Source organism: Algibacter marinivivus, from assembly GCF_003143755.1.
In the GTDB taxonomy this organism is placed as follows: domain Bacteria; phylum Bacteroidota; class Bacteroidia; order Flavobacteriales; family Flavobacteriaceae; genus Algibacter_B; species Algibacter_B marinivivus.
Map to the genome: position 1 here is coordinate 197,611 of NZ_QFRI01000001.1, position 22,434 is coordinate 220,044.

23 protein-coding genes are annotated in these 22,434 nt (G+C 31.1%); 14 read left to right on the forward strand and 9 right to left on the reverse strand.

Translation table 11 applies throughout. The annotated features are described in order from the left end of the window. Positions 1–50: 50 nt before the first annotated feature. The 7 genes from DIS18_RS00960 (at position 51) to DIS18_RS00990 (ending at position 4,784) form a co-directional block, all read left to right on the forward strand. Positions 51–1,124, forward strand: coding sequence for a hypothetical protein (locus DIS18_RS00960; RefSeq protein WP_109351179.1), 1,074 nt, complete (start codon positions 51–53; stop codon positions 1,122–1,124). Positions 1,125–1,260: 136 nt separating this feature from the next. Further along, positions 1,261–1,635 (forward strand): OB-fold protein, encoded by a 375-nt coding sequence (locus DIS18_RS00965; protein WP_109351180.1) that lies wholly within the window; start codon positions 1,261–1,263, stop codon positions 1,633–1,635. Between the two features lie 2 nt (positions 1,636–1,637). Continuing rightward, complete coding sequence (locus tag DIS18_RS00970) at positions 1,638–2,153, forward strand: ankyrin repeat domain-containing protein (RefSeq protein ID WP_181363965.1); 516 nt, start codon at positions 1,638–1,640, stop codon at positions 2,151–2,153. A gap of 4 nt (positions 2,154–2,157) precedes the next feature. Beyond that, a complete protein-coding gene (locus DIS18_RS00975; RefSeq protein ID WP_109351182.1) occupies positions 2,158–2,940 on the forward strand; it encodes a T9SS type A sorting domain-containing protein in 783 nt (260 codons plus the stop codon). Positions 2,941–2,946: 6 nt separating this feature from the next. Further along, entirely contained in the window at positions 2,947–3,795 is an 849-nt protein-coding gene (locus DIS18_RS00980) for a DUF5777 family beta-barrel protein (protein WP_109351183.1), read from the forward strand. Between the two features lie 38 nt (positions 3,796–3,833). Next, positions 3,834–4,193, forward strand: a complete 360-nt coding sequence (locus tag DIS18_RS00985; protein ID WP_109351184.1) for a hypothetical protein — start codon at positions 3,834–3,836, stop codon at positions 4,191–4,193. Positions 4,194–4,241: 48 nt separating this feature from the next. Continuing rightward, complete coding sequence (locus tag DIS18_RS00990; RefSeq protein ID WP_109351185.1) at positions 4,242–4,784, forward strand: YceI family protein; 543 nt, start codon at positions 4,242–4,244, stop codon at positions 4,782–4,784. Between the two features lie 75 nt (positions 4,785–4,859). On the opposite strand, the gene carB is transcribed toward DIS18_RS00990, so the two are convergent. Further along, a complete protein-coding gene (gene carB / locus DIS18_RS00995; protein ID WP_109351186.1) occupies positions 4,860–7,715 on the reverse strand; it encodes a carbamoyl-phosphate synthase large subunit in 2,856 nt (951 codons plus the stop codon). A 114-nt stretch (positions 7,716–7,829) separates the two neighbouring features. Then, positions 7,830–7,991: a 50S ribosomal protein L34 gene (rpmH, locus tag DIS18_RS01000; protein ID WP_013870629.1), complete on the reverse strand. Its 162-nt coding sequence runs from the start codon at positions 7,989–7,991 to the stop codon at positions 7,830–7,832. Between the two features lie 295 nt (positions 7,992–8,286). Between rpmH and DIS18_RS01005 the strand changes: the two genes are divergently transcribed. Further along, positions 8,287–8,865 carry a tetratricopeptide repeat protein gene (locus DIS18_RS01005; protein WP_109351187.1) on the forward strand — a complete coding sequence of 193 codons (579 nt, stop codon included), beginning with the start codon at positions 8,287–8,289 and terminating at the stop codon, positions 8,863–8,865. A gap of 26 nt (positions 8,866–8,891) precedes the next feature. On the opposite strand, the gene DIS18_RS01010 is transcribed toward DIS18_RS01005, so the two are convergent. Beyond that, complete coding sequence (locus DIS18_RS01010) at positions 8,892–9,818, reverse strand: lytic transglycosylase domain-containing protein (protein WP_109351188.1); 927 nt, start codon at positions 9,816–9,818, stop codon at positions 8,892–8,894. Between the two features lie 36 nt (positions 9,819–9,854). Then, positions 9,855–10,520: an alpha/beta hydrolase gene (locus DIS18_RS01015; RefSeq protein ID WP_109351189.1), complete on the reverse strand. Its 666-nt coding sequence runs from the start codon at positions 10,518–10,520 to the stop codon at positions 9,855–9,857. A gap of 118 nt (positions 10,521–10,638) precedes the next feature. Here DIS18_RS01015 and DIS18_RS01020 point away from each other — a divergent pair, with 118 nt between their 5' ends. After that, positions 10,639–10,935, forward strand: coding sequence for an N-acetyltransferase (locus DIS18_RS01020; RefSeq protein WP_109351190.1), 297 nt, complete (start codon positions 10,639–10,641; stop codon positions 10,933–10,935). Between the two features lie 73 nt (positions 10,936–11,008). Here DIS18_RS01020 and DIS18_RS01025 read toward each other — a convergent pair whose 3' ends face one another. Together DIS18_RS01025 and mtaB are read right to left on the reverse strand one after the other, a co-directional pair. Next, complete coding sequence (locus DIS18_RS01025) at positions 11,009–11,527, reverse strand: hypothetical protein (protein ID WP_109351191.1); 519 nt, start codon at positions 11,525–11,527, stop codon at positions 11,009–11,011. A gap of 108 nt (positions 11,528–11,635) precedes the next feature. Next, a complete protein-coding gene (gene mtaB / locus DIS18_RS01030; RefSeq protein ID WP_109351192.1) occupies positions 11,636–12,961 on the reverse strand; it encodes a tRNA (N(6)-L-threonylcarbamoyladenosine(37)-C(2))-methylthiotransferase MtaB in 1,326 nt (441 codons plus the stop codon). A gap of 202 nt (positions 12,962–13,163) precedes the next feature. On the opposite strand from mtaB, the gene DIS18_RS01035 reads away from it, so the two are divergent. Continuing rightward, entirely contained in the window at positions 13,164–14,732 is a 1,569-nt protein-coding gene (locus DIS18_RS01035) for an ABC transporter substrate-binding protein (protein ID WP_245925552.1), read from the forward strand. Here DIS18_RS01035 and DIS18_RS01040 read toward each other — a convergent pair. The 3 genes from DIS18_RS01040 to DIS18_RS01050 all read right to left on the reverse strand — a co-directional run bounded on the left by DIS18_RS01040 (position 14,729) and on the right by DIS18_RS01050 (position 16,807). After that, on the reverse strand, positions 14,729–15,067 hold the full coding sequence (locus tag DIS18_RS01040; protein WP_109351194.1) for a hypothetical protein: 339 nt from the start codon (positions 15,065–15,067) through the stop codon (positions 14,729–14,731). The two genes, DIS18_RS01035 and DIS18_RS01040, sit on opposite strands and share 4 nt — an antisense overlap. Before the next feature lie 175 nt (positions 15,068–15,242). Further along, positions 15,243–16,418 (reverse strand): GlmU family protein, encoded by a 1,176-nt coding sequence (locus DIS18_RS01045; protein ID WP_109351195.1) that lies wholly within the window; start codon positions 16,416–16,418, stop codon positions 15,243–15,245. A gap of 137 nt (positions 16,419–16,555) precedes the next feature. After that, entirely contained in the window at positions 16,556–16,807 is a 252-nt protein-coding gene (locus tag DIS18_RS01050) for a type B 50S ribosomal protein L31 (RefSeq protein WP_109351196.1), read from the reverse strand. 226 nt (positions 16,808–17,033) lie between these two features. On the opposite strand from DIS18_RS01050, the gene DIS18_RS01055 reads away from it, so the two are divergent. The 4 genes from DIS18_RS01055 to DIS18_RS01070 all read left to right on the forward strand — a co-directional run bounded on the left by DIS18_RS01055 (position 17,034) and on the right by DIS18_RS01070 (position 22,217). Then, positions 17,034–17,564, forward strand: coding sequence for a DUF4199 domain-containing protein (locus tag DIS18_RS01055; protein ID WP_109351197.1), 531 nt, complete (start codon positions 17,034–17,036; stop codon positions 17,562–17,564). 38 nt (positions 17,565–17,602) lie between these two features. Then, positions 17,603–18,550, forward strand: coding sequence for a glycosyltransferase family 2 protein (locus DIS18_RS01060; protein ID WP_109351198.1), 948 nt, complete (start codon positions 17,603–17,605; stop codon positions 18,548–18,550). 101 nt (positions 18,551–18,651) lie between these two features. Further along, a complete protein-coding gene (locus DIS18_RS01065; protein ID WP_181363966.1) occupies positions 18,652–20,382 on the forward strand; it encodes a phospho-sugar mutase in 1,731 nt (576 codons plus the stop codon). Then, complete coding sequence (locus tag DIS18_RS01070) at positions 20,382–22,217, forward strand: ABC transporter ATP-binding protein (protein ID WP_109351199.1); 1,836 nt, start codon at positions 20,382–20,384, stop codon at positions 22,215–22,217. Before DIS18_RS01065 ends, DIS18_RS01070 begins: the two co-directional genes overlap by 1 nt. Positions 22,218–22,434: the final 217 nt, after the last annotated feature.

The following is a 22,434-nucleotide window of genomic DNA, read 5'->3' on the forward strand; positions in this document are numbered from 1 at the left end:
ATCAGGAGTTTTAAAGTTTCAGTTGTTATATATAAAACAGGCAACATATAATGAAGCTTTATACCAACACAGTAATCCTAATTTTTTTGTCTACATGCATGCTACTAACATCATGCAGAAAAGAAGACATGGAACTTATTGAAGCGCCATCAGAGGAAGTATTGGTTGCTAATTCTTCAATTAGCAATTTAATCACTAAAGTCTCTAGTAATGACGGATCGATAGATAACATCATAGATAAATCAAATTGTTTCAATATTAAATTTCCAGTTGATGTTACTGTTAACGGGCAATTAATCAGTGTAAAAACAAAAGAAGAATATAAGGTTATTGAATATATTTTTGATGATGAAGACGATGATATTGACGTCTTAGATATTACTTATCCTATTACTATTGTATCTGAAGATTTTACAGAATTTATAATTAATAATTATACTGAACTAAGTAATCATTCTATTAATTGTAATGGTGAAAATGAATTTGATGAAGACATAGAGTGTTTAGATTTTGAATACCCAATAGTTGCTTCAATTTTTAATAAGAATAGTGAAATAACAGATACTGATACAATTACAACTGATTATGAACTAAATCATTTCTTAAAAAACCTTAATAACGACTTACTTGTTTCATTAAACTTTCCAATTAATGTAATGCTTTCAGATGGCACACCAATTAGTATCAATAATTTAATTGAGTTGGAAAACATTATTAATGCTCATAAAGATGATTGTGATGAAGATGATGATTTTGATTATAATGATGATGATTGTAATGATTGCGATATTGAAGCATTAACTGAAGCACTAACAAACTGCAATGGATGGACAGTTGATCAACTAGATAGAGATTATACAAATTATGACAACGTTTATAATGGGTACACTTTTAACTTCTCATCTAATGGTAGAGTCGGTGTTTACTGGTCTAGTACAAATGCTTATGGCACTTGGGTTGCTTCAGGAACAAAAAATAATATAACTGTTACTATAAACATTCCAGGTTTACCTTTATGTAATAATGAATGGAGATTGCATGAAATGTCTGAATACACTCAAAAACGTATAGATTTTAGAGTAAATGATAGTGATAGATTAAGATATAATAACATATGCAATTAACAATATTGAGCTAGTGATTGTCGCTTCTATGAAAAAGGGAAATTTGCAAAACCCAAGTTTTTACCATATAACTTGGCGCTAGCTTTTAAACTGCTTCAGTTTTTATTAACTGGAGCAGTATTTAAAAAATGTATCAATGAAAAAGAAAATTATTTTCTTCATCTTACTCTTGGTAGTTAGTATTTCTCTGTATAACTATGTTTACCAAGACCATAGAAATATTGAAACAGAATTACCTGAATTCAAATCTACACCTGAAGATATTGTAAATGAGTTTAAACTAGACGCGTTAGTATCTGGAAAAAAATACCTTAATAAAACCATTGAACTAACGGGAATAGTTACAGAATTAAATAATTCAGACTTAACATTAAACAATACTATATTTTGTCAATTTACCGAAACTCAGACAGCAAAACTAAATTCAGAGGTTAAAATAAAAGGACGTTGTATTGGTTATGATGACTTATTTGAACAAGTAAAATTAGATCAATGCTCAATAATAAAATAGCTATGAAATTATTCTATCTTATTTTTTTCTTTATCAATGTTTCTATTGTGCATTCGCAAGACAACATTTTTGATGTTTGTCGTAATGGTAGTATAGAAGAAATTACAAAACTTTATAAAGCAAATTCTAATATTATCAATAAAAAAAATGATCAAGGCTATACTCCTTTAATTTTAGCATGTTACCATGGTAATGAATCTATTGTTACATTTTTAATTGACAAAGTAGATGATATTAATGGTTCAAGTGAGTATGGTACTCCTTTAATGGCTGCCGTAGTAAAAGGGAACAAAAAAATAACAAAATTATTACTAGATAAAAAAGCAAAAACAAATATAGCTGATGCTAATGGAACCACCGCTTTACATTACGCAACACTATTTAAAAAAAATGAAATTGCTAAGCTTTTAGTTGAAGCTGGTGCTAATTACAATTTGAAAGATGGTAATAATAAATCTGCATATGATTACGCACTAAATAACAACAACAAAGAATTACTAACCCTTTTTAAAAAATAACGCCATGAAAAAAATTACACTAACATTTTTAAGTTTTTTATCCTTTGGTATGTTATTATTTGCGCAAACATACTCTTCTGGAGTTATTAATCTGTCCTCAACCTCAGGTTTAGAATATACCGCTCAAATTGACATTACAGCAAGTGAAGTAACTCTAACCTTAATTGGACCGAGTGATAGATGGTTAGCTTTAGGTTTTGATGCCATGAGTATGCTAGAAGGACCTCCAAGAGATGATGTAGTTATTTTTGATGGAGCAAATTTAACAGATAGAACGTTTACAGGTGGTCGTTCAGTTCCAACACTTGATAGTAACCAGGATTGGTCTATATCTTCCAATAACGTATCTTCTGGTGTAAGAACATTAGTTGCAACTAGAGCTTTAGATACTGGAGAGACAAATGATTATGATTTTGTAGCAGCTCCAGGCTCTATTAATCTGGTTTGGGCAAGAGGAAATGGTGCAACATTTTCTTTGGGCTATCATGGTTTTAGCAACAAAGGCGCTACTGCTAGTAGTATAACTTTAGGAACTGAAGATTTTAAGCTTGCAAACAACTTTAAAATAATACCAAATCCTGCATCATCAAAAATTAATATAGAAATATCTAATGCTTTTGAGTCTGGAAAAGTAAAAGTTTATGATGCTATAGGTAAACAAGTACATAATAAAATTATTTCAGATTTCGATACTTCAATAGATGTATCAAATTGGACTAATGGTATTTATTTGATTAGTGTAGAAATTGAAAATAAATTACAGACTAAACGTTTTATAAAGCTTTAAAAAACAATGAAATATCTAATCAGCCTTTTTTTCCTTATTCCAATAATTTCATTTTCGCAAGATGATTTATTAGATGAGATTGACTCAGATTCAACAGGGACACAATATGCAACTGCAGCATTTAAAGGATTGAAAATTGTAAATTTTGAATCCACTAAACTTGTAGCTAAAGATGAACTTACATTTATAGTATCACATAGGTTTGGAAGTATAAAAAATGGTATTGATACTTTTTTTGGTTTAGATGAAGCCGTAACAAGATTAAACTTTGTTTATGGAATCTCTGAAGGTGTAAATATTGGTGTTTCAAGAAGTTCATTCTTAAAAATTTATGATATTTCAACCAAATACCGATTACTTAGGCAAGAGGAAAATGGTTTTCCTTTTACCATAGTAGGTTATAATTCTATCATAATAAACACTGCTTTAGATAAAGATAATTTGCCTTTACTAAAGTTTAAGCATAGATTGGGGTATACTGCGCAACTTCTTATATCTAGAAAAGTAAATACTGATTTTTCTATAGAATTGGCACCTACTTTTTTTCACGATAACTATGTAGTAGTTGATGAACAAAATAACTCTCAATTTGCTATTGGTTTAGGTGGACGTTATAAACTAACCAAACGTTGGTCTATAAATGCAGATTATGGTTTACATTTAAATAGAGCAAGTAACTCGCCATTTAAAAACCCATTATCTATTGGTTTAGATTTAGAAACTGGCGGTCATGTTTTCCAGATGCATTTTACAAACTCTCAAGCTATGAATACTAATGGTTTTCTTGGTCAAGGAGCAGGAGATTGGTCAGATGGTAATATATACTTCGGATTCAATCTAAGTAGAAGATTTTAATATTTAAAATAATTCAACAAACAATAAAAACAACAACTATGAAATCTACAAAACTAATTTTTATGTTAGCCTTGTCTTTAATGATTTTCAATTGTTCTAGTGACAGTAGTGATGATTTAAAGGAAGAAGAAGAAATGAATCCTGGTACAACAGCTTTAACTTATGATGGAGATATTAGGAGTATTATTAATAATAATTGCAACCAGTGCCATGGTAGCACTCCATCAAATGGTGCCCCATTTTCATTAACTACTTATGCTCAAGTAAGCGGTAGAGTGGATCGTATTATAGCACGTACAAACAGTTCTACAAGCCCTATGCCTCCATCTGGTCAAATAAATTCAAGTTTAAGAGCTATGATACAGCAATGGAAAGATGATGGATTATTAGAAAACTAAGTTTTCAGATTTGGCAAACATTTTGCACAGAATAAACAAATTACAGAAATGAAAAAAATAATTTATTTAATAGCTTTTATAAGTATTAATGTATGCTCTCAGACAAAATACTTAACAAAAACGGGGATAATTAATTTTGAAGCCTCTGTACCATCTGTTGAAGAAGTCAAAGCTGTAAACAAATCTGTTACGGCCATTTTGAATGCTGATAATGGTGAATTTGCTGCTTTAGTTTTTGTAAAAGGTTTTCGTTTTAAAAATGCTTTGATGGAAGAGCATTTCAATGAAAATTATGCTGAATCTGATACTTACCCCAAATCTACTTTTAAAGGGAAAATAAAAGATTTTTCTGTTGATAAATTAAAATCCGCAACTGCTTTTAAAATTAATGGCACATTAACTTTTCATGGAAAAACGAAGCAAATTAATGATGTTATTATAAACATTACCAAGGATAAAAATGTTATTTCTACAACTGGTGATTTTAAAGTCTCTGTTTCAGATTTTGACATTAAAATTCCAAAAATTGTTAGAGATAAAGTTGCTGAAGATGTTAATGTCTCTTTTAATTTTAACCTTAAAATGAAGTAGCCCCATTTCTACCATAACATACTTATATAAAAAAGCCGCTTCAAGCGGCTTTTTTATTTGTATAACTATTAAATCTTATTTACTTAAATACATCTTACGTCTAGAGTATAAATCGTAAAAATCGTCATCTTTTAAACTATCAATAAATAGAATACTCTCCCCAGTACTCTTCATTTCTGGTCCTAAACGCTTATCTACATTAGGGAATTTATTAAAAGAGAATACAGGTTGCTTAATAGCATACCCGTCTAATTTAGGGTTAAAATTAAAATCTGTTACCTTCTTCTCACCTAACATCACTTTAGTAGCATAATTAACATAAGGTTCTTTATAAGCTTTAGCTATAAAAGGTACTGTCCTAGATGCTCTTGGGTTTGCTTCAATAATATAAACTGTATCATCTTTAATAGCAAACTGAATGTTTATTAAACCAACAGTATTTAAAGCTCTAGCTATTGTATGTGTATGATCAATAATTTGTTGCATTACCAAATCTCCAAGATTGAAGGCTGGTAAGGTTGCATTAGAATCTCCTGAGTGTACACCACAAGGTTCGATATGCTCCATGATTCCAATAATGTAAACATTTCCATCAGCATCACAAATCGCATCAGCTTCAGCTTCAATAGCGCCATCTAAATAATGATCTAATAAAAGTTTGTTATTTGGCATTCTTCTTAATAAGTCAACAACATGTTCTATTAAGTCTTCTTTATTAATTACAATTTTCATCCCTTGACCTCCTAAAACATAAGATGGTCTAACCAAAATTGGAAAATCTAATTCTTCAGCTAAAGCTAAAGCTTCATCTGCGTTTTCAGCAATCCCAAATTGAGGATAAGGAATATTATTTTCTTTTAATAATCTTGAGAAACTTCCTCTATCTTCAGCTAAGTCTAAAGATTCAAAGCTGGTTCCGATAATTTTAATACCATACTTAGTAAGTTTTTCTGCAAGTTTTAAAGCAGTTTGTCCTCCTAACTGTACAATAACCCCTTCAGGTTTTTCATGACGAATAATATCATAAATATGTTCCCAGAAAACAGGTTCAAAATATAGTTTATCTGCTGTATCAAAATCTGTAGAAACCGTTTCTGGATTACAGTTTATCATAATAGTTTCATAACCACATTCTGCAGCGGCTAATACACCATGTACACAACAGTAATCAAACTCAATACCTTGTCCAATTCTATTAGGACCAGAACCAAGTACAACAATTTTCTTTTTATCAGAAACTACACTTTCGTTGTGCGTGTATTGCTCACCAGAAGCTGATTCAACTACATTTTCAAAAGTAGAATAGTAATATGGCGTTTTTGCTGTAAATTCAGCAGCACAAGTATCAACTAATTTAAATACACGTTGTATATTAAATTCATCTCTTTTATTATACACCTGACTTTCTAAACAACTAAGCATATGAGCTATCTGACGGTCTCCATATCCTTTTTGTTTTGCTTCTAGAAGTAAATCTTTTTCAATAGTATCAATTGTGAACGTTGAGATTTCTTTTTGTAGTTGAAATAACTCTTCGTATTGCTTAAGATACCACATATCAATTTTTGTGATATCATAAATTTGACTTAACGGAATACCAATTTCAATGGCATCATAAATTGCAAAAACACGATCCCAACTTGCATGGGTAAGCTTTTCTATAATTTGGTTATAATCTGTATACCCCTTACCATCAGCACCTAAACCATTTCTTTTAATCTCTAAAGATTGTGTAGCTTTATGAAGCGCTTCTTGGAAAGAACGTCCAATCCCCATAACCTCTCCAACGGCTTTCATTTGTAAACCTAATGTTCTGTCAGAACCTTCAAACTTATCAAAATTCCAACGTGGTATTTTTACAATAACATAATCTAAGGTTGGTTCAAAAAGTGCCGAAGTAGATTTAGTAATTTGATTATCTAACTCATCTAAAGTATAACCAATAGCTAATTTTGTAGCAATTTTTGCAATCGGGTATCCAGTTGCTTTACTTGCTAAAGCAGAAGAACGTGATACACGTGGGTTTATTTCAATGGCAATAATATCTTCATTTTCATCAGGACTTACAGCAAATTGCACATTACATCCACCTTCAAAATCACCAATACTACGCATCATTTTTATAGCCATATCACGCATCTTTTGATACGTTTTATCACTTAATGTCATTGCAGGAGCAACCGTAATAGAATCTCCTGTATGGATTCCCATAGGGTCCATATTCTCAATAGAACATATAATTACAACATTATCGTTTTTATCTCGAAGTAGCTCTAATTCATACTCCTTCCAACCCATCATTGCTTTATCAATCATCACTTCATGGATTGGAGATATCTCTAATCCTCTACGCAATAACTTATCATAATCTTCTTCTTCATAAACAATTGCAGCACCAGCACCACCCAAAGTATAAGAAGCTCTAATACATAATGGAAATCCAAACTCTTGAGCAATTTCTTTTCCTTTTAAGAACGATGTTGCTGTAGCTTGAGGTGCCATATCAACACCTATTTTACCCATCAATTCTCTAAACTGCTCTCTATCTTCTGTTATATTAATGGCATTAATATCTACACCAATTAATTCAACATCAAAATCTTTCCAAATGCCTTTTTCATCTGCTTCAATACATAAATTTAAGGCAGTCTGTCCTCCCATAGTTGGTAATACAGCATCTATTTGTGGGTGCTCTTTCAAGATTTTGATAATAGACTTCGTATTCAAAGGCAACAAGTATACATGATCAGCCATAGAGGGGTCTGTCATAATTGTTGCTGGGTTTGAATTTATAAGAATAGTTTCAATTCCATCTTCTCTAAGAGATCTTAAAGATTGAGATCCTGAATAATCAAATTCACATGCTTGACCTATAACTATAGGTCCTGAGCCAATAATTAGTATCGATTTTAGTTTTGGATTTTTTGGCATTTTTTACTGGTTATTATGTTGTATTTTAAAGTCTTGCAAAAATAGTAATCAGTAGATATAAAAAAAGGCGTTACCGCTAAGTAACACCTTTTAATTATCAACAATTGTTAATCATTATTTCTTATGTCTAGTTTCAGATGAAACAGATAATTTTTTTCTTCCTTTAGCTCTTCTACGTGCTAATACCTTTCTACCGTTAGCAGAAGCCATTCTTTCTCTGAAACCATGTTTGTTTCTTCTTTTTCTTTTCGATGGCTGAAACGTTCTTTTTGGCATTGTCTTATATTTTTATATCTGTATTGTAATTCTTAAAATAGATGGCTCCTTAAAACCGAGGGCAAATATACAAACCCTTTATTACTTTGCAAATCATTTTTTAAAAAATATTATAAATATTTTCAAAGATTAAAAAGATTGTGTCACCCCTTTATTTATTTGGTATTACCTTGATTTTTGTTAAATATCTATGTGTATTTTTTGATAAAAATTTAGTTTCTTTGCAGTCTTAAAACTGTAAAGTAGTTTGTTTTAGATACAAACCTAACTTTTTACAATTTGAAATTTTATAAATATGTACAATAAAATCATAAAACTTATCATTGCTGCTCTTATCATTGCATTTGCAGTTTATCAATTTACAGAAGGCTATATTGGTAATGGTATTGCGCTTATCTTTTTGTCTTTGTTTTTTATATTCCTTTATTTTAAAAATGAATTTATTCTATTAGCATTTTTAAGGTTGCGTAAACAAGATTTTCCAGGTGCAAAAAAATGGTTAAATAAAATTAAAAACCCAGAATCAGCTTTGGTTACAAAACAACAAGGCTATTACAACTACCTTCATGGTATTATGGTTTCTCAAGATAATATGAATGAGGCTGAAAAATACTTTAAAAAAGCCATTTCTTTAGGATTATCTATGGATCATGATTTGGCTATGGCTAAATTAAATTTGGCAGGTATTGCGTTTTCTAAACGAAGAAAACAAGAAGCTCAAAAATTACTTACCGAAGCTCAAAAACTAGATAAACAAGGCATGCTTACTGATCAGATTAAAATGATGAAACAAAACATGAAGCAAGCTGCTGGTCCGAACCAACATTACGGAGCTGGAGCATCAGTAAGATCTCAAAAAAGACGCGGAAGATAAAAAGCTAATCTCTAAGTTTTTTTTAATTATCTTATTGAATAAAAACCTTCTTTAGGAATCTCTATATAATACTGTTTTCTTGATTTGTTGTTAAGGTGTGGTTCGCGCAACCAAGGATTATGAAGTTTTAATAACTTATAATTAATTCCGAATCTTTGAGCAAACTGAGTAAAATCTGTAACCGCTGTATCTACCTCAATCTTGTAGGTTGGAATATTAGCATATAAATCTTTATCTCTAAAATTGAAACCGTACTTTTTAGGGTTAGATAAAATCTCTTTTAAAGCCACAATTCTGAATAAATAGCGGCCAGTTTCTTCTCCTAAAAGCAAATCGTAATATGTTGATACACTTTGTTCTTTTAAGCGTTTAGAAACACCTGCTTTACCAGCATTATATGAAGCTGCTGCCAAAGTCCATGATCCTAATTTAGCTTTAGCTTCTAATAAATATTTACAAGCTACTTCTGTTGCTTTTTCTAAATTATAACGTTCATCTACGTTTTTATTTACCTCTAAACCGTTTTCTCTTCCTGTAGCAGGCATAATTTGCCATACACCTCTTGCTCCTGCTGGAGACACCGCATTAGTTAATCCGCTTTCTATAACTGCTAGATATTTAAAATCGTCTGGCACACCGTTTTTAGCTAAAATAGGCTCTATAATGGGAAAGTATTTTTTGGCGCGTTTAAACATCAACAATCCATTAGATTGCCAATAGGTGTTAACCAATAATTCTCTATCCATTCGCTCTAAAATATCTGGATTTTCAAGTGGCATGGCTTCACCTGCAAAATTTAAATCATCTGGTACTTGAAGCGCATAAACATTATAATCATTTATCAATTTAGTTTCAAAATTTTCATCTGTTGGAGCATCTTGTAGTGCATAAATAAATAGGATGCATAAACTTAATAGTCCCACAAACGCCAATGCTTTCTGTATGATTTTCATTGTAATAAGTTTTTTCTAAAATTAAAAAAATATAGCTTAGTCTCCTAAAATTAGCTGAGGTAAATTTTCATTAAACCATTTATATTTATTGATAATTGCAATATGAGTGCCACTTTTAATCACAATAACGTTCTTAACATTTCCAATAGGGAATACTGAATCTTTATCGCCATGAATATGAATAATATCTGATCGAAAAGCCACTTGATCCCAACACACCATCTCTTTTATAGCCCAACTTAAATATTTACTATCGTTAACTGACAAATACATTTTATAAAGCTCTAAACGCTTTTTGATATTTTTACCGAATGCATATTTTTCAAAAACATCAATCTTACTAGCTAATTGCGTTGGAGCCAACAAATAAGCCTTAGTTGTTTTAGCCAAAAGCATTTTTTTAGGCAACTCATATTTGGTTTTAACACTAGAAACTATAATAAGTTTTTTGACTCTAATGTACTTACTTATTTCTTGTACCAAAACACCTCCAAAAGACACACCTAATAAAGCTATATCTGCATGTTTTATATTTTTAGAAAACCGAAACGCATAATCACTTATAGTCTCATTATTTAAAGGTATTATCCACTCTAATAAATGAATTTTAAATTGGTTTTCTGGCAATTTAATATATTCAAAAATTTTAGGGCTAGCTGCCATTCCTGGCATTAAATAAACATGTATTATCTCTTGACTCATAAGGCATTAACCCTCTTTTTACTTTCGTCTAACGATTTTTTTTTGTACTTTTGCACAAAGTTAGAAAAATAGTACTCACTATTTTTATTTTTCCTAAGAATTAAAAACAAAAAAAGGTATGGTTGAAACTGCAGAATTAATTGACAATGATTTTTTACGTCAATTTGAAATTAAAGTTGATAATGATTTAGCAAAAATTGAATATTCCCTACAAGAACGAAAGATTTTTTTAACCAAACTAATTATTCCAGAAAGCATAAAAGATGAAGATTTTAAAAAAGAATTTTTATCTCTTGTTTTTGAAGAAATTGGATCTCGTAACCTAAGTGTTATGCCTACTTGCCCTTCAATTGCAAAATTTGTAAGAAGTAACAGAAAATATAAACGTATGCTTCCTGTAGGCGTTAGAATATAAGGTTAAAACCCCTATAAATACAAAAGCCGAAACTCAACAGTTTCGGCTTTTGTATTATAACTAACTCTTGTAATTATTTTTTACTGTAAACCAAAGTCAAGTCTTTAGTTTCTATCACTTCAGTAAAATCTTCATTGTAAATTTTAATTCTATCTTCAAATACTAAAAATATTTGACCATTTTCAATCTTTGCTACACTTTCTCCAATAGCAATCATAGAATCATCAATACTATATTCTGTTGCTAAACTCACAACACCCTCAGTATCACAAGTAACATCAAAATTATATGTATTAGTTTCACTATTTAATAATGAAATATTTATATCAGGATTAAAGGTTGTATTTAAGGAAACAACACCGTTTTTATCAAAAAACAAGGTTTCGTTTCGATCGCAATCTATTTCATTTAGAAGATTTGTACTTACAGTGCCATCGTTATTCATATCGAATCCATCTTCAATATTCCACGCATTTAGTGTCCAAACACCAACAATTGATGAATCATTTGAATCTTGTATATCCTCTGAAGAACAACTGGTAAAACAAACCAGGAGTATGGCGTAACATAGGTTTAAAAGTAATTTTCTCATATTGGGGCATGATTAATTACTGTAAATGTAGGCTCAGATAAAAGATTAACATAAAAAATAAGCTAAACAACTTAAATTCAAGGTTTATTAGTCGAAATGCAGTAGAAATTAGTTTGATAATACTTTTAAAAACTCAAACCTTACTATACCATCATCATCAATTTTAGTAAGTTCAACTTGATGTAATGTGTTTATTAATTCTGGGTTCCAAGGTGCTTTTACCTTTACATAGTTTTCAGTAAATCCGTGGATATAACCCTCTTTATTTTCACTTTCAAATAAAACAGTTCTAGAAGTTCCTAATTGGTTTTCGTAAAACGCACGACGTTTTTTTACAGATAAACCACGTAGCATTTTACTTCGTTTGCTTCTTACATTACTTGGTACTACACCATCCATTTCTGCAGCCTCAGTATTGTCTCGTTCAGAATACGTAAATACGTGTAAATAAGATATATCTAGCTCGGTTAAAAAGTTATAAGTTTCTAAGAAATGTTCGTCTGTTTCTCCAGGAAACCCAACAATAACATCTACACCAATGCATGCGTGAGGCATGACTTCTTTTATTTTTGCAACACGATCTACATACAATTCTCGCATGTAACGACGCTTCATTTTCTTTAAAATTTCATTACTTCCTGATTGTAAAGGAATATGAAAATGTGGCACAAACGCTCTAGATTTTGAAACCAAATCTATGGTTTCGTTTTTTAGTAAATTTGGTTCGATAGATGAAATTCTTAAGCGCTCAATACCTTCAACTTTATCTAATTCTGTTACTAAATCTAAAAAGGTATGTTCGTGCTTTTTGTTACCAAACTCGCCTTTACCGTAGTCGCCAATATTAACACCTGTTAAAACGATTTCTTTTATGTTTTGCTTTGAAATATCATGAGCATTTTTCAAAACATTATCCATAGTATCACTTCTAGAAATACCTCGGGCTAAAGGAATTGTGCAGTATGTGCATTTATAATCACATCCATCTTGCACTTTTAAAAACGCACGGGTTCTATCTCCTATAGAATAACTACCTACGTAAAAATCTGCATCTTCTATTTCACAGGAATGTACTTCTCCTAAATCATTTTTAGTAAGATCGTTTAGGTAATCTGTGATTTTAAATTTTTCTGTTGCTCCAAGAACTAAATCCACTCCATTAACATCTGCCAATTCTTGTGGTTTTAATTGTGCATAACAACCAACAGCAGCAACAAAAGCTTCAGGATTTGCTTTTTGAGCTTGCTTTACAATGGTTTTAAAACGTTTGTCTGCATTTTCGGTTACCGAACAGGTATTGATGACGTAGATATCTGCCTTTTCAGAAAAATCTACTCTATCAAAACCTTCATCATTAAAGTTTCTGGCAATCGTAGAGGTTTCTGAAAAATTTAACTTACAGCCTAAAGTGTAAAATGCGACTTTTTTGTTCATTATATTTTCATTTCTGTGAAAACGGAAATCTCTTTATATTTATATTTGTCATTCTAACAAAGAATAAACTATTTATTACTTGCACTTCGACTGCGCTCAGTGTGACAATCAAAATTAACAAGAGCGTGCAAATTTACAACTATTAAGTTACATGATAAAACCAATTTCAAGACAAATAATTAGCTATTTATCAATTAGTTGTATGCTTTTTTTATTTTTTTCTTGTGGAAATAATACTAAAATAAATAAAGATCATTTAGTTTTTCGTTATAACGAATATGCTAACATTAATACCTTAGACCCCGCGTTTTCTAGAACACTTCAAGATAATTCGGTTTGCAACCAATTGTTTAATGGCTTAGTACAATTAGATAGCTATTTAAATATTTTACCATCAATAGCTAAAAACTGGACAATTTCTGATGATGGTTTAAAATATTCATTTTCATTGCGTAATGATGTTTATTTTCATAAACATGAATTATTTGGAAAAGACTCCACAAGAACAGTTAATGCACATGATTTTACTTACAGCTTAAACCGTTTAAGAGATAAAAAAATTGCAGCTCCTGGAAGTTGGGTTTTAAACAAGGTTGAAAATTTTGAAGCTATTAATGACACCCTTTTTGAGATTACTCTAAAACAACCATTTCCTGCTTTTATAGGATTGCTAACTATGAAATATTGTTCAGTGGTTCCTAAAGAGATTGTAGAGCATTATGGTACTGAATTTCGGTCTCAACCCATTGGCACTGGCCCTTTTAAATTTAAGCGCTGGGAAGAAAATATTAAACTTGTTTTTAGAAGAAACCCTGATTATTTTGAAAAAGACGACACTGGAAAATCACTTCCCTATTTAGAAGCAGTTGCCGTTACTTTTTTACCAGATAAACAAAGTGAATTTTTACAATTTGCACAAAATAATATTGATTATGTATCTGGTTTAGATGCTTCTTATAAAGACGAACTGTTAACCGCAGATGGACAACTGAGAGCGAAATACACCGAATCTGTAAACATGATAAGAGGTCCTTATTTAAATACAGAATACCTTGGATTTTATTTAGATTCCGAAACTCCTGAAATACAATCAGCATTAATACGAAAAGCCATTAATTATGGTTTTGATAGAAAAAAAATGATGATTTATTTACGAAATGGCATAGGAAATCCTGCTAACGGAGGCTTTATTCCTATTGGGCTTCCTGGTTATAATAAATCTATTGGGTTTACCTATCAACCAGAAAAAGCAAAACAACTTATTGAACAGTTTAAAAAAGAAAGTGGTATAGAAAATCCAGCAATTAGTTTAGTAACGACTAGTAATTACTTGAGTTTTTGCGAATTTATACAAAGAGAATTAGAAAAAACAGGCTTAACAATTAAAGTTGACGTCATGCCTGAAGCCACTTTAAGGTCTGCTCGTTCTAACGGGAAAGTGGATATGTTTAGAAGTTCTTGGGTTGCTGATTACCTAGACGCAGAAAACTACTTATCTATTTTTTATAGTAAAAACTTTGCTCCTAATGGCTCTAACTATTTTCATTATAAAAGCACAAAATTTGATAGTTTATATAATAAAGCATTTAGCATCACTGATATTGAAAAGCGAAAACATTTATATACAACTATGGATTCATTAGCTATGGAGAAAGCGCTTATGGTGCCTTTGTTTTATGATGAAGTGGTTCGCTTTACTAGAAAAAACGTTAAAGGTTTAGGGATTAATCCTATTAATTTATTGGACTTGAGGCGTGTAAAGAAGGATTAGTTTTCTTCTTGGGTTTTACCGATGTCTTCTATTTCATCTTTGACTAAATCAACTGTTTTTCTCCAACGTTTTTCGAGTAAATAATGAAAAAGATAAGCGCAACCTATTCCAAAAGGCATTAATATGAAACCTAAAGTTCTTTTAGAATAATTTTCTATATATGAATCTGTCATAAATTCAACATATAGACCTACCAATATTCCTCCTATAACTATGGCTCCTAAATAGTATGACCCTACACCTAATATCGCGTATAACCATTTATTTTGTTTGTATTTACCTGCTAATTGATAGAAATATTTACCAATGAAATAAATGAGTAAGATGTTTAACATTGAATTTTATTTTTAAAAATTTAATTTTACAAACAGACTAAAAGTTACTTTTAAAACCAAAAGCTAGCGGATTAGTGCGTTAGGGATTGCAGTGGAAAGCCCACAGCTTTTGCGCCTTAACGCAGAAGCGAGGACTTGTAACGGAAAGCCCGACCCTTGTGGTAACGCCCAAATTTTAATTTCGTCTGTATTTTTTAGTTTCTTCAAAAACATGCTCGAGAATGGCTTTGTCTTCGTCTGAAAACGCCACTTTTCGTCTTGCCATAACTACTTGTGCGACTTCAAAAGCTTTTTTGGTCAAGTAGGTTGTGAAACCTCCGTTGCCACCCCAGCTGAAACTGGGCACAAAATTACGCGGAAAACCGCTACCAAAAATATTAGCGCTTACCCCTACAACGGTACCTGTATTAAACATGGTATTGATACCACATTTACTATGATCGCCCATCATAAGGCCGCAAAATTGAAGACCTGTTTTTGCAAATCCTTCGGTTTGGTAATCCCATAAACGTACCTCGGCATAGTTGTTTTTTAGGTTTGAATTATTGGTGTCTGCCCCTAAATTACACCACTCGCCTAAAACAGAATTGCCTAAAAAGCCATCGTGACCTTTGTTTGAATACCCGAAAATAACCGAGTTGTTTACCTCGCCACCAACTTTACTATGAGGCCCCACCGTAGTTGGACCGTAAATTTTTGCTCCCAGTTTTATGCCCGCACTTTCGCATAATGCTAAGGGACCACGAATGATAGAACCTTCCATAATTTCAGCATTTTTACCGATATAGATTGGTCCGTTAGTAGCGTTAAGTGTTGCGAATTCTAATTTTGCGCCTTCTTCTAGAAAGATGTTTTCTGGAGCAATAATATTATTACTTGCAGGAATTGGCTGTGATATTCTATCTTTTGTTATTACATTAAAATCTTCTTGAATGGCTTCTCCATTCTTAGAGAAAATATCCCAAGTATTTTCTATTTTGATAACTTTTTGACTAAACTCGATGGCTTCATACTTATCAAAATCAATATCATCTTGAGCTTCTTTAGTAAAAAATGCAATAACATCTTCTCCATCAAAAATAGCTTGGTTTTCTTTTAAACCGCTAATCATTTCCACTAACTCTAAATTAGGAAGATAAGATGCGTTAATCATAATGTTTTCTTCCATTTCTACCATTGGATATTTATCTGATAGATAATCCTCAGTAACTGTGGTTATGGTTGTTTCCAGATAAGTTTCCCACTTTTCTCTAATAGTTAAAATGCCAACACGAATATCTGCTACTGGCCTTGTATATGTAAATGGTAATAGATTATTACGCGATGGTCCGTCAAATAGAATATAATTCATATTAAAGTTAAAAGTTGGAAGTTAGTAAATAGAAGTTTTAAGGATTCTAATCTAGAAACTTATGATTAACATTTATGTAAAAATAAAAAAGCCTCTCTATAGTAGAAAGGCTTTTTGTAAATATCTTTTGGCTAAACTTATTTTTTGAATTTAGCGTATTTAGTTTTGAACTTGTCAATACGACCAGCTGTATCTACTAATTTAGATTTACCAGTGTAATATGGATGAGATGTTCTAGAAATCTCCATTTTTACTAATGGGTATTCAACACCATCAACTTCAAGAGTTTCGTTAGTATCTGCAGTAGATTTTGTTAAGAATACATCATCATTAGACATATCTTTAAATGCTACAATTCTATAATTTTCTGGATGTATACCTTTTCTCATCGCTAAATGCTTTTTATTACTTTCAATTTTGGAAGTGCAAATTTAGTTATTTTTTATAAATGAACAATACTTTTTATTATTTTTTATTTTGATTCCCATTTTCATGGGAATGACAAGCTTAAAGGTTTACTCAAGGCTCTGCCTTAAGTAATTCTTTTCAAATTAAATGTAACGTTTTACTATCTTTGGTTACTAACCATTCAACTAACAAATTAATTAAAATATTATGGAAAAATCTTTAAAATCTATCGCAACAAATTATGGACTTTATTTAGGTGTTTTTTTAGCCTTAGTAACTGTTTTAGCATATGCTGTTAAATTAGAGTTACTAACCAACATGTGGCTAGGAATAGCATTATTACTTGTTATTATCGTATTTGGAATTATATGTGTTGCAAAAGTAAAGCAGGCTCAAAATGGATTTGCTACGTTTAAAGAATCGTTTACATCTTTCTTTATAACTGTGCTTATAGGATTATTAATTAGTACAGTTGTTTCATTTTTAATTTTCAATGTCATTGATACAGACGCTGCTGAAACTTTAAAACAAAAAACTATTGAAAACACCGTTCAAATGATGGAAGGGTTTAACACACCAGTTAATGTAATTGATGAAACTGTAGAAAAAATGGAAGCACAAAACCAATTTGGTATAGTCGGTATACTAAAAGGTTTAGCGGGGCAATTAGTAATTTTCAGTATCATTGGTTTAATTGTTGCTGCTGCAATGAAAAAAAATAACCCAGACGAAGCATAAATTCTGTATTTTTGAATATTATTTCGAAAATATTCTAAATGCATATATCTGTAGTTATACCACTACTAAACGAAGAAGAATCTTTAAATGAATTACATGATTGGATTGCAAAAGTTATGCAATCCAATCACTTTTCATATGAAATCATTTTTATAGATGATGGAAGTACTGATGATTCTTGGGATACCATTTCAAAACTATCTAGTCTTAATTCAAACGTTAAAGGCATTCGTTTTTTAAAGAATTTTGGAAAATCCCAAGCATTACATGCTGGTTTTGCAAAAGCCAAAGGGGATGTGGTTATAACCATGGATGCTGATTTACAAGACAATCCAGATGAAATTCCAGAGCTTTACAATATGATTGTAAAAGATAACTATGATTTGGTTTCTGGTTGGAAAAAGAAGCGTTATGATTCTGTAATTGCAAAAAATCTACCTTCAAAATTATTTAATTGGGCGGCAAGACGAACTTCTGGAGTCAAATTACACGATTTTAATTGTGGGCTTAAAGCTTATAAAAAAGTTGTTGTAAAAAACATTGATGTTAATGGCGAAATGCATCGTTACATCCCATTACTATCAAAAAATGCTGGGTTTAGCAATATTGCTGAAAAAGTAGTAAAACATCAAGCAAGGAAATACGGAGAAACTAAATTTGGAATGAATCGATTTATACATGGGTTTTTAGATTTAATTACCATTTGGTTTTTATCTAGCTTTGGTAAACGCCCCATGCATTTATTTGGTGCCCTTGGTTTTATAATGTTTGCCATCGGTTTTACATTTGCAGTTTACCTAGGTATTGATAAACTATTTTTAAACCCTACTGGTAGACTTATTACTCAACGCCCACAATTCTATATTGCATTATCAACTATGATTATTGGTACTCAGTTTTTTGTAGCTGGATTTTTAGGCGAACTCATTTTACGCAATAGAACGGACAAAAAACGTTATTTAGTTAAAGATGAATTAAATTTTTAATTCACTATTTCGATTTCGTTACTTTTACTACAAAATGACAGCTTTTTAAATATTATTTTTAATCAAATGTTTACTTTTGTTACACATATTTTAACACTATTATGATACACATTGAACCAAAAATCTTAGAGAGAATCAATACATGGTTAACACCTGCTTTTGATGAAGAGACACAAACTACTATAAAAAACGGTATTGCTAACAATCCAAAAGACATTCAAGAAAGCTTCTATAAAGATTTAGAATTTGGTACTGGTGGTATGCGCGGTGTTATGGGCGTTGGAACAAACCGTATTAATAAATATACGCTTGGTAAGAGCACCCAAGGTTTAAGTGATTATTTACACAAACAATTCCCGAATGAAACACCAAAAGCGGTAATTGCTTACGATTGCAGACATAACAGTAAAACCCTAGCAAAAGTTGTAGCTGATGTATTTTCAGCAAACGGTATCGAAGTTTATTTATTTGAAGATTTAAGAGCTACACCAGAATTATCTTTTGCTGTTAAGCATTTAAATTGCCATTGTGGTATTGTTTTGACGGCTTCTCATAATCCTCCAGAATACAACGGTTATAAAGTATATTGGCAAGATGGTGGACAATTAGTCCCTCCGCATGACAGTGCTGTAATTAGCATGATTAATAACATTAATTACGCAGAAATAAAGTTTGAAGCTGACGATAATCTTATAAATTATATAGGTAAGGATGTAGATGATGTATTTATTGATGCTTCAGTTAAAAATGGATGTGTTGGCGCTACTCAAAATGCGAAAGACGATTTAAAAATAGTATTCACCTCTCTTCATGGAACTTCCATTACTGCGGTTCCAGAAACTTTAAAGCGTGCTGGTTATAAAAACGTTTCCATTGTAAAAGAACAAGAAGTTCCTGATGGCGGTTTTCCAACGGTTAAATCTCCAAATCCAGAAGAACCTGCAGCTTTAAAAATGGCTTTAGAATTAGCTGAAAAAGAAGGTGCTGATATTGTTATTGGTACCGATCCAGATTGTGATAGATTAGGTGTAGCTGTAAGAAACTCTAATGGTGACCTACAATTACTTAATGGAAACCAAACTATGGTAATGATGGTAGATTTTTTATTAAAAAAATGGAAATCTGAAGGCAACATTAAAGGTAAAGAGTTTATTGCTACTACTATAGTTTCAACTCCAATGCTCAACAAACTTGCTGAAGCATACCAAGTAGAAAATAAAATTGTTTTAACTGGTTTTAAATGGATTGCTAAACTCATTAAAGATTTCCCTGAACTTGATTTTATTGGTGGTGGCGAAGAAAGCTTCGGTTTCATGGTTGGTGATTTTGTAAGAGATAAAGATGCTGTAACCTCTACCTTATTAGCTTGTGAAATTGCTGCCATAGCAAAATCAAATGGAAGTTCTTTCTTTGATGAATTAGTTAAGCTTTATGTTGAGCATGGTTTCTATAAAGAAAAATTAATTTCATTAACTAAAAAAGGTATTGAAGGTGCTGAAGAAATCAAACAAATGATGACTGATGCTCGTAAAAACCCAATCAAAATTGTTAATGGTTCAAAAGTTATTAAAATTGAAGATTATGCTTCGGCAACGTCTAAAAACATGATTACTGGAGAAACAAGCACATTAGATATTCCAAAATCTAACGTTATTATTTATTATACTGAAGATGGAAGTCAAGTAGCTTTAAGACCTAGCGGAACCGAACCAAAGATTAAGTTTTATGTAAGTGTTAATAGTCATTTAAACAATACAGAAGATTTTATAACAACTGAAGCAGCCCTTGATAATAAAGCTAACGATATCCTAAAAGACATGAATCTTATTTAATGGGGCATTTTACAAATATATTAAGATACGCAAAGCCCTATAAAAAATATGCTTTAGGCCATATTATTGCTAACGTATTTTATGCCTTATTTGGCACACTTTCTTTTATAGCATTAAAGCCCATGCTAGATGTTATTTTTGATAAAGAGAAAGTAGTTCCTAAAGCTATTCCTGAGTATACAGGTTTAGATAACATTAAAGATTTTGCAGCAGATTATCTTAATTACCAAATGGATGCTTTTACTGGAGGAGACAAGGCGAAAGCACTTGTTTTTGTAATAGGACTGATAATTTTAATGTTTATATTAAAAAATATTGCTGGTTATTTAGCAAACTACTTTCTGGTTTTTTTAAGAAATGGTGTTATAAGAGATATAAGAAATAAGGTTTATAAAAAAACAGTAGACCTCCCACTTTCTTTCTTTTCAGAGCAAAGAAAAGGAGATATTATTGCTAGAGTAACAGGAGATGTTAATGATTTACAATACTCATTTCTCCCAGTTCTAGAAATTATTATTAGAGAGCCTTTAACTATCCTATTTACAATAATAGCGATGCTTTACATAAGCACGCAATTAACATTATTTGTTTTCATTTTTATACCAATAATGAGTTTTATTATTTCTAGAATTGGTAAAAGCTTAAAACGAAAATCTGGTCGTGTACAAAAAGAACAAGGTATATTTTTATCCACTCTAGAAGAAACATTAACGGGACTCCGAATAATTAAAGGTTTTAATGCAGAAAAAATATTTAATGATAGATTTCAAGAATCTACCAACAGGTTTTATAACTTTTCAAATAAATTATTAAATCGAAAAAACTTAGCATCTCCCACTAGTGAAGTTCTTGGTATTTTTATGATATCAGGTATTCTTTGGTATGGTGGAAATTTAATATTGAGTGGAGATCCAGGAACAAGTTTAGACGGAAGTACATTTTTAGTATATCTTGGACTTTCTTATCAAATACTTACACCTGCAAAAGCTATAACTAGAGGTGTTTATAATATTAAAAAAGGTGGAGCAGCAGCTGAACGTATTCAAGAAATATTAGATACTCCAAACCCTATAAAAGACAGACCTAATGCTATTGAAAAAACAGGCTTTGACAAAAATATAGAATTCAAAAATATTTCATTTAAATATGATGATGAATACGTTTTAAAAGACTTTTCTCTAACGATTCCTAAAGGTGAAACTGTAGCTTTAGTTGGTCAATCTGGTAGTGGAAAGTCAACCATTGCTAATCTTATCACACGTTTTTATCATGTTAATCAAGGTGAAATTTTAATTGATGGTAAAAATATTAATGACCTAACTACAAGTTCTTTAAGACAACAACTTGGTATTGTTACTCAAGACGCTATTCTATTTAACGATAGTATTGCGAATAATTTAAAACTTGGTAAACAAAATGCTACTGAAAATGATATTATTGAAGCATTAGAAATTGCAAATGCTTGGGAATTTGTAAAAGATTTACCTGAAGGCATAGAGACTAATATTGGAGATGCAGGAAATAAATTATCTGGTGGGCAAAAACAGCGTTTAAGTATTGCGCGTGCTGTTTTAAAGAGTCCTCCAATTATGATTTTAGATGAAGCCACCTCCGCATTAGATACAGAGAGCGAACGCGTTGTTCAAGTTGCTTTAGAAAACATGATGAAAAATAGAACGTCAATTGTTATTGCACATAGACTTTCCACTATCCAGAACGCAGATAATATTGTAGTATTAAGCAAAGGTGAAATAGTAGAACAAGGTAAACATAGTGAGTTAATTACTAAAAATGGCACTTATAAAAAGCTTGTTGAGATGCAAAGTCTAGGCTAAAATCTGTACATATAAAATAAAAAAAAGGATAGAGATTTGGGGGCGTCTATCCTTTTTTGTTTCTGTTAGACTTGGGGACGACTAACACATAAGTAGGTTTCTGTTACAAACATATAACATAAAAACTTATCTTACAAGAAAAAATGTATTTTATCGTATTTATTTACACTTAATCGATAAAATTAAATTTAACTACTTGATATTTAACTTCTTATAT

Coding starts and splice junctions, on each gene's coding strand:
- DIS18_RS00960 (WP_109351179.1), top strand. CDS start 51: ATGAAGCTTTATACCAACACAGTAATCCTAATTTTTTTGTCTACATGC.
- DIS18_RS00965 (WP_109351180.1), top strand. CDS start 1,261: ATGAAAAAGAAAATTATTTTCTTCATCTTACTCTTGGTAGTTAGTATT.
- DIS18_RS00970 (WP_181363965.1), top strand. CDS start 1,638: ATGAAATTATTCTATCTTATTTTTTTCTTTATCAATGTTTCTATTGTG.
- DIS18_RS00975 (WP_109351182.1), top strand. CDS start 2,158: ATGAAAAAAATTACACTAACATTTTTAAGTTTTTTATCCTTTGGTATG.
- DIS18_RS00980 (WP_109351183.1), top strand. CDS start 2,947: ATGAAATATCTAATCAGCCTTTTTTTCCTTATTCCAATAATTTCATTT.
- DIS18_RS00985 (WP_109351184.1), top strand. CDS start 3,834: ATGAAATCTACAAAACTAATTTTTATGTTAGCCTTGTCTTTAATGATT.
- DIS18_RS00990 (WP_109351185.1), top strand. CDS start 4,242: ATGAAAAAAATAATTTATTTAATAGCTTTTATAAGTATTAATGTATGC.
- carB (WP_109351186.1), bottom strand. CDS start 7,715: ATGCCAAAAAATCCAAAACTAAAATCGATACTAATTATTGGCTCAGGA.
- rpmH (WP_013870629.1), bottom strand. CDS start 7,991: ATGCCAAAAAGAACGTTTCAGCCATCGAAAAGAAAAAGAAGAAACAAA.
- DIS18_RS01005 (WP_109351187.1), top strand. CDS start 8,287: ATGTACAATAAAATCATAAAACTTATCATTGCTGCTCTTATCATTGCA.
- DIS18_RS01010 (WP_109351188.1), bottom strand. CDS start 9,818: ATGAAAATCATACAGAAAGCATTGGCGTTTGTGGGACTATTAAGTTTA.
- DIS18_RS01015 (WP_109351189.1), bottom strand. CDS start 10,520: ATGAGTCAAGAGATAATACATGTTTATTTAATGCCAGGAATGGCAGCT.
- DIS18_RS01020 (WP_109351190.1), top strand. CDS start 10,639: ATGGTTGAAACTGCAGAATTAATTGACAATGATTTTTTACGTCAATTT.
- DIS18_RS01025 (WP_109351191.1), bottom strand. CDS start 11,527: ATGAGAAAATTACTTTTAAACCTATGTTACGCCATACTCCTGGTTTGT.
- mtaB (WP_109351192.1), bottom strand. CDS start 12,961: ATGAACAAAAAAGTCGCATTTTACACTTTAGGCTGTAAGTTAAATTTT.
- DIS18_RS01035 (WP_245925552.1), top strand. CDS start 13,164: ATGCTTTTTTTATTTTTTTCTTGTGGAAATAATACTAAAATAAATAAA.
- DIS18_RS01040 (WP_109351194.1), bottom strand. CDS start 15,067: ATGTTAAACATCTTACTCATTTATTTCATTGGTAAATATTTCTATCAA.
- DIS18_RS01045 (WP_109351195.1), bottom strand. CDS start 16,418: ATGAATTATATTCTATTTGACGGACCATCGCGTAATAATCTATTACCA.
- DIS18_RS01050 (WP_109351196.1), bottom strand. CDS start 16,807: ATGAGAAAAGGTATACATCCAGAAAATTATAGAATTGTAGCATTTAAA.
- DIS18_RS01055 (WP_109351197.1), top strand. CDS start 17,034: ATGGAAAAATCTTTAAAATCTATCGCAACAAATTATGGACTTTATTTA.
- DIS18_RS01060 (WP_109351198.1), top strand. CDS start 17,603: ATGCATATATCTGTAGTTATACCACTACTAAACGAAGAAGAATCTTTA.
- DIS18_RS01065 (WP_181363966.1), top strand. CDS start 18,652: ATGATACACATTGAACCAAAAATCTTAGAGAGAATCAATACATGGTTA.
- DIS18_RS01070 (WP_109351199.1), top strand. CDS start 20,382: ATGGGGCATTTTACAAATATATTAAGATACGCAAAGCCCTATAAAAAA.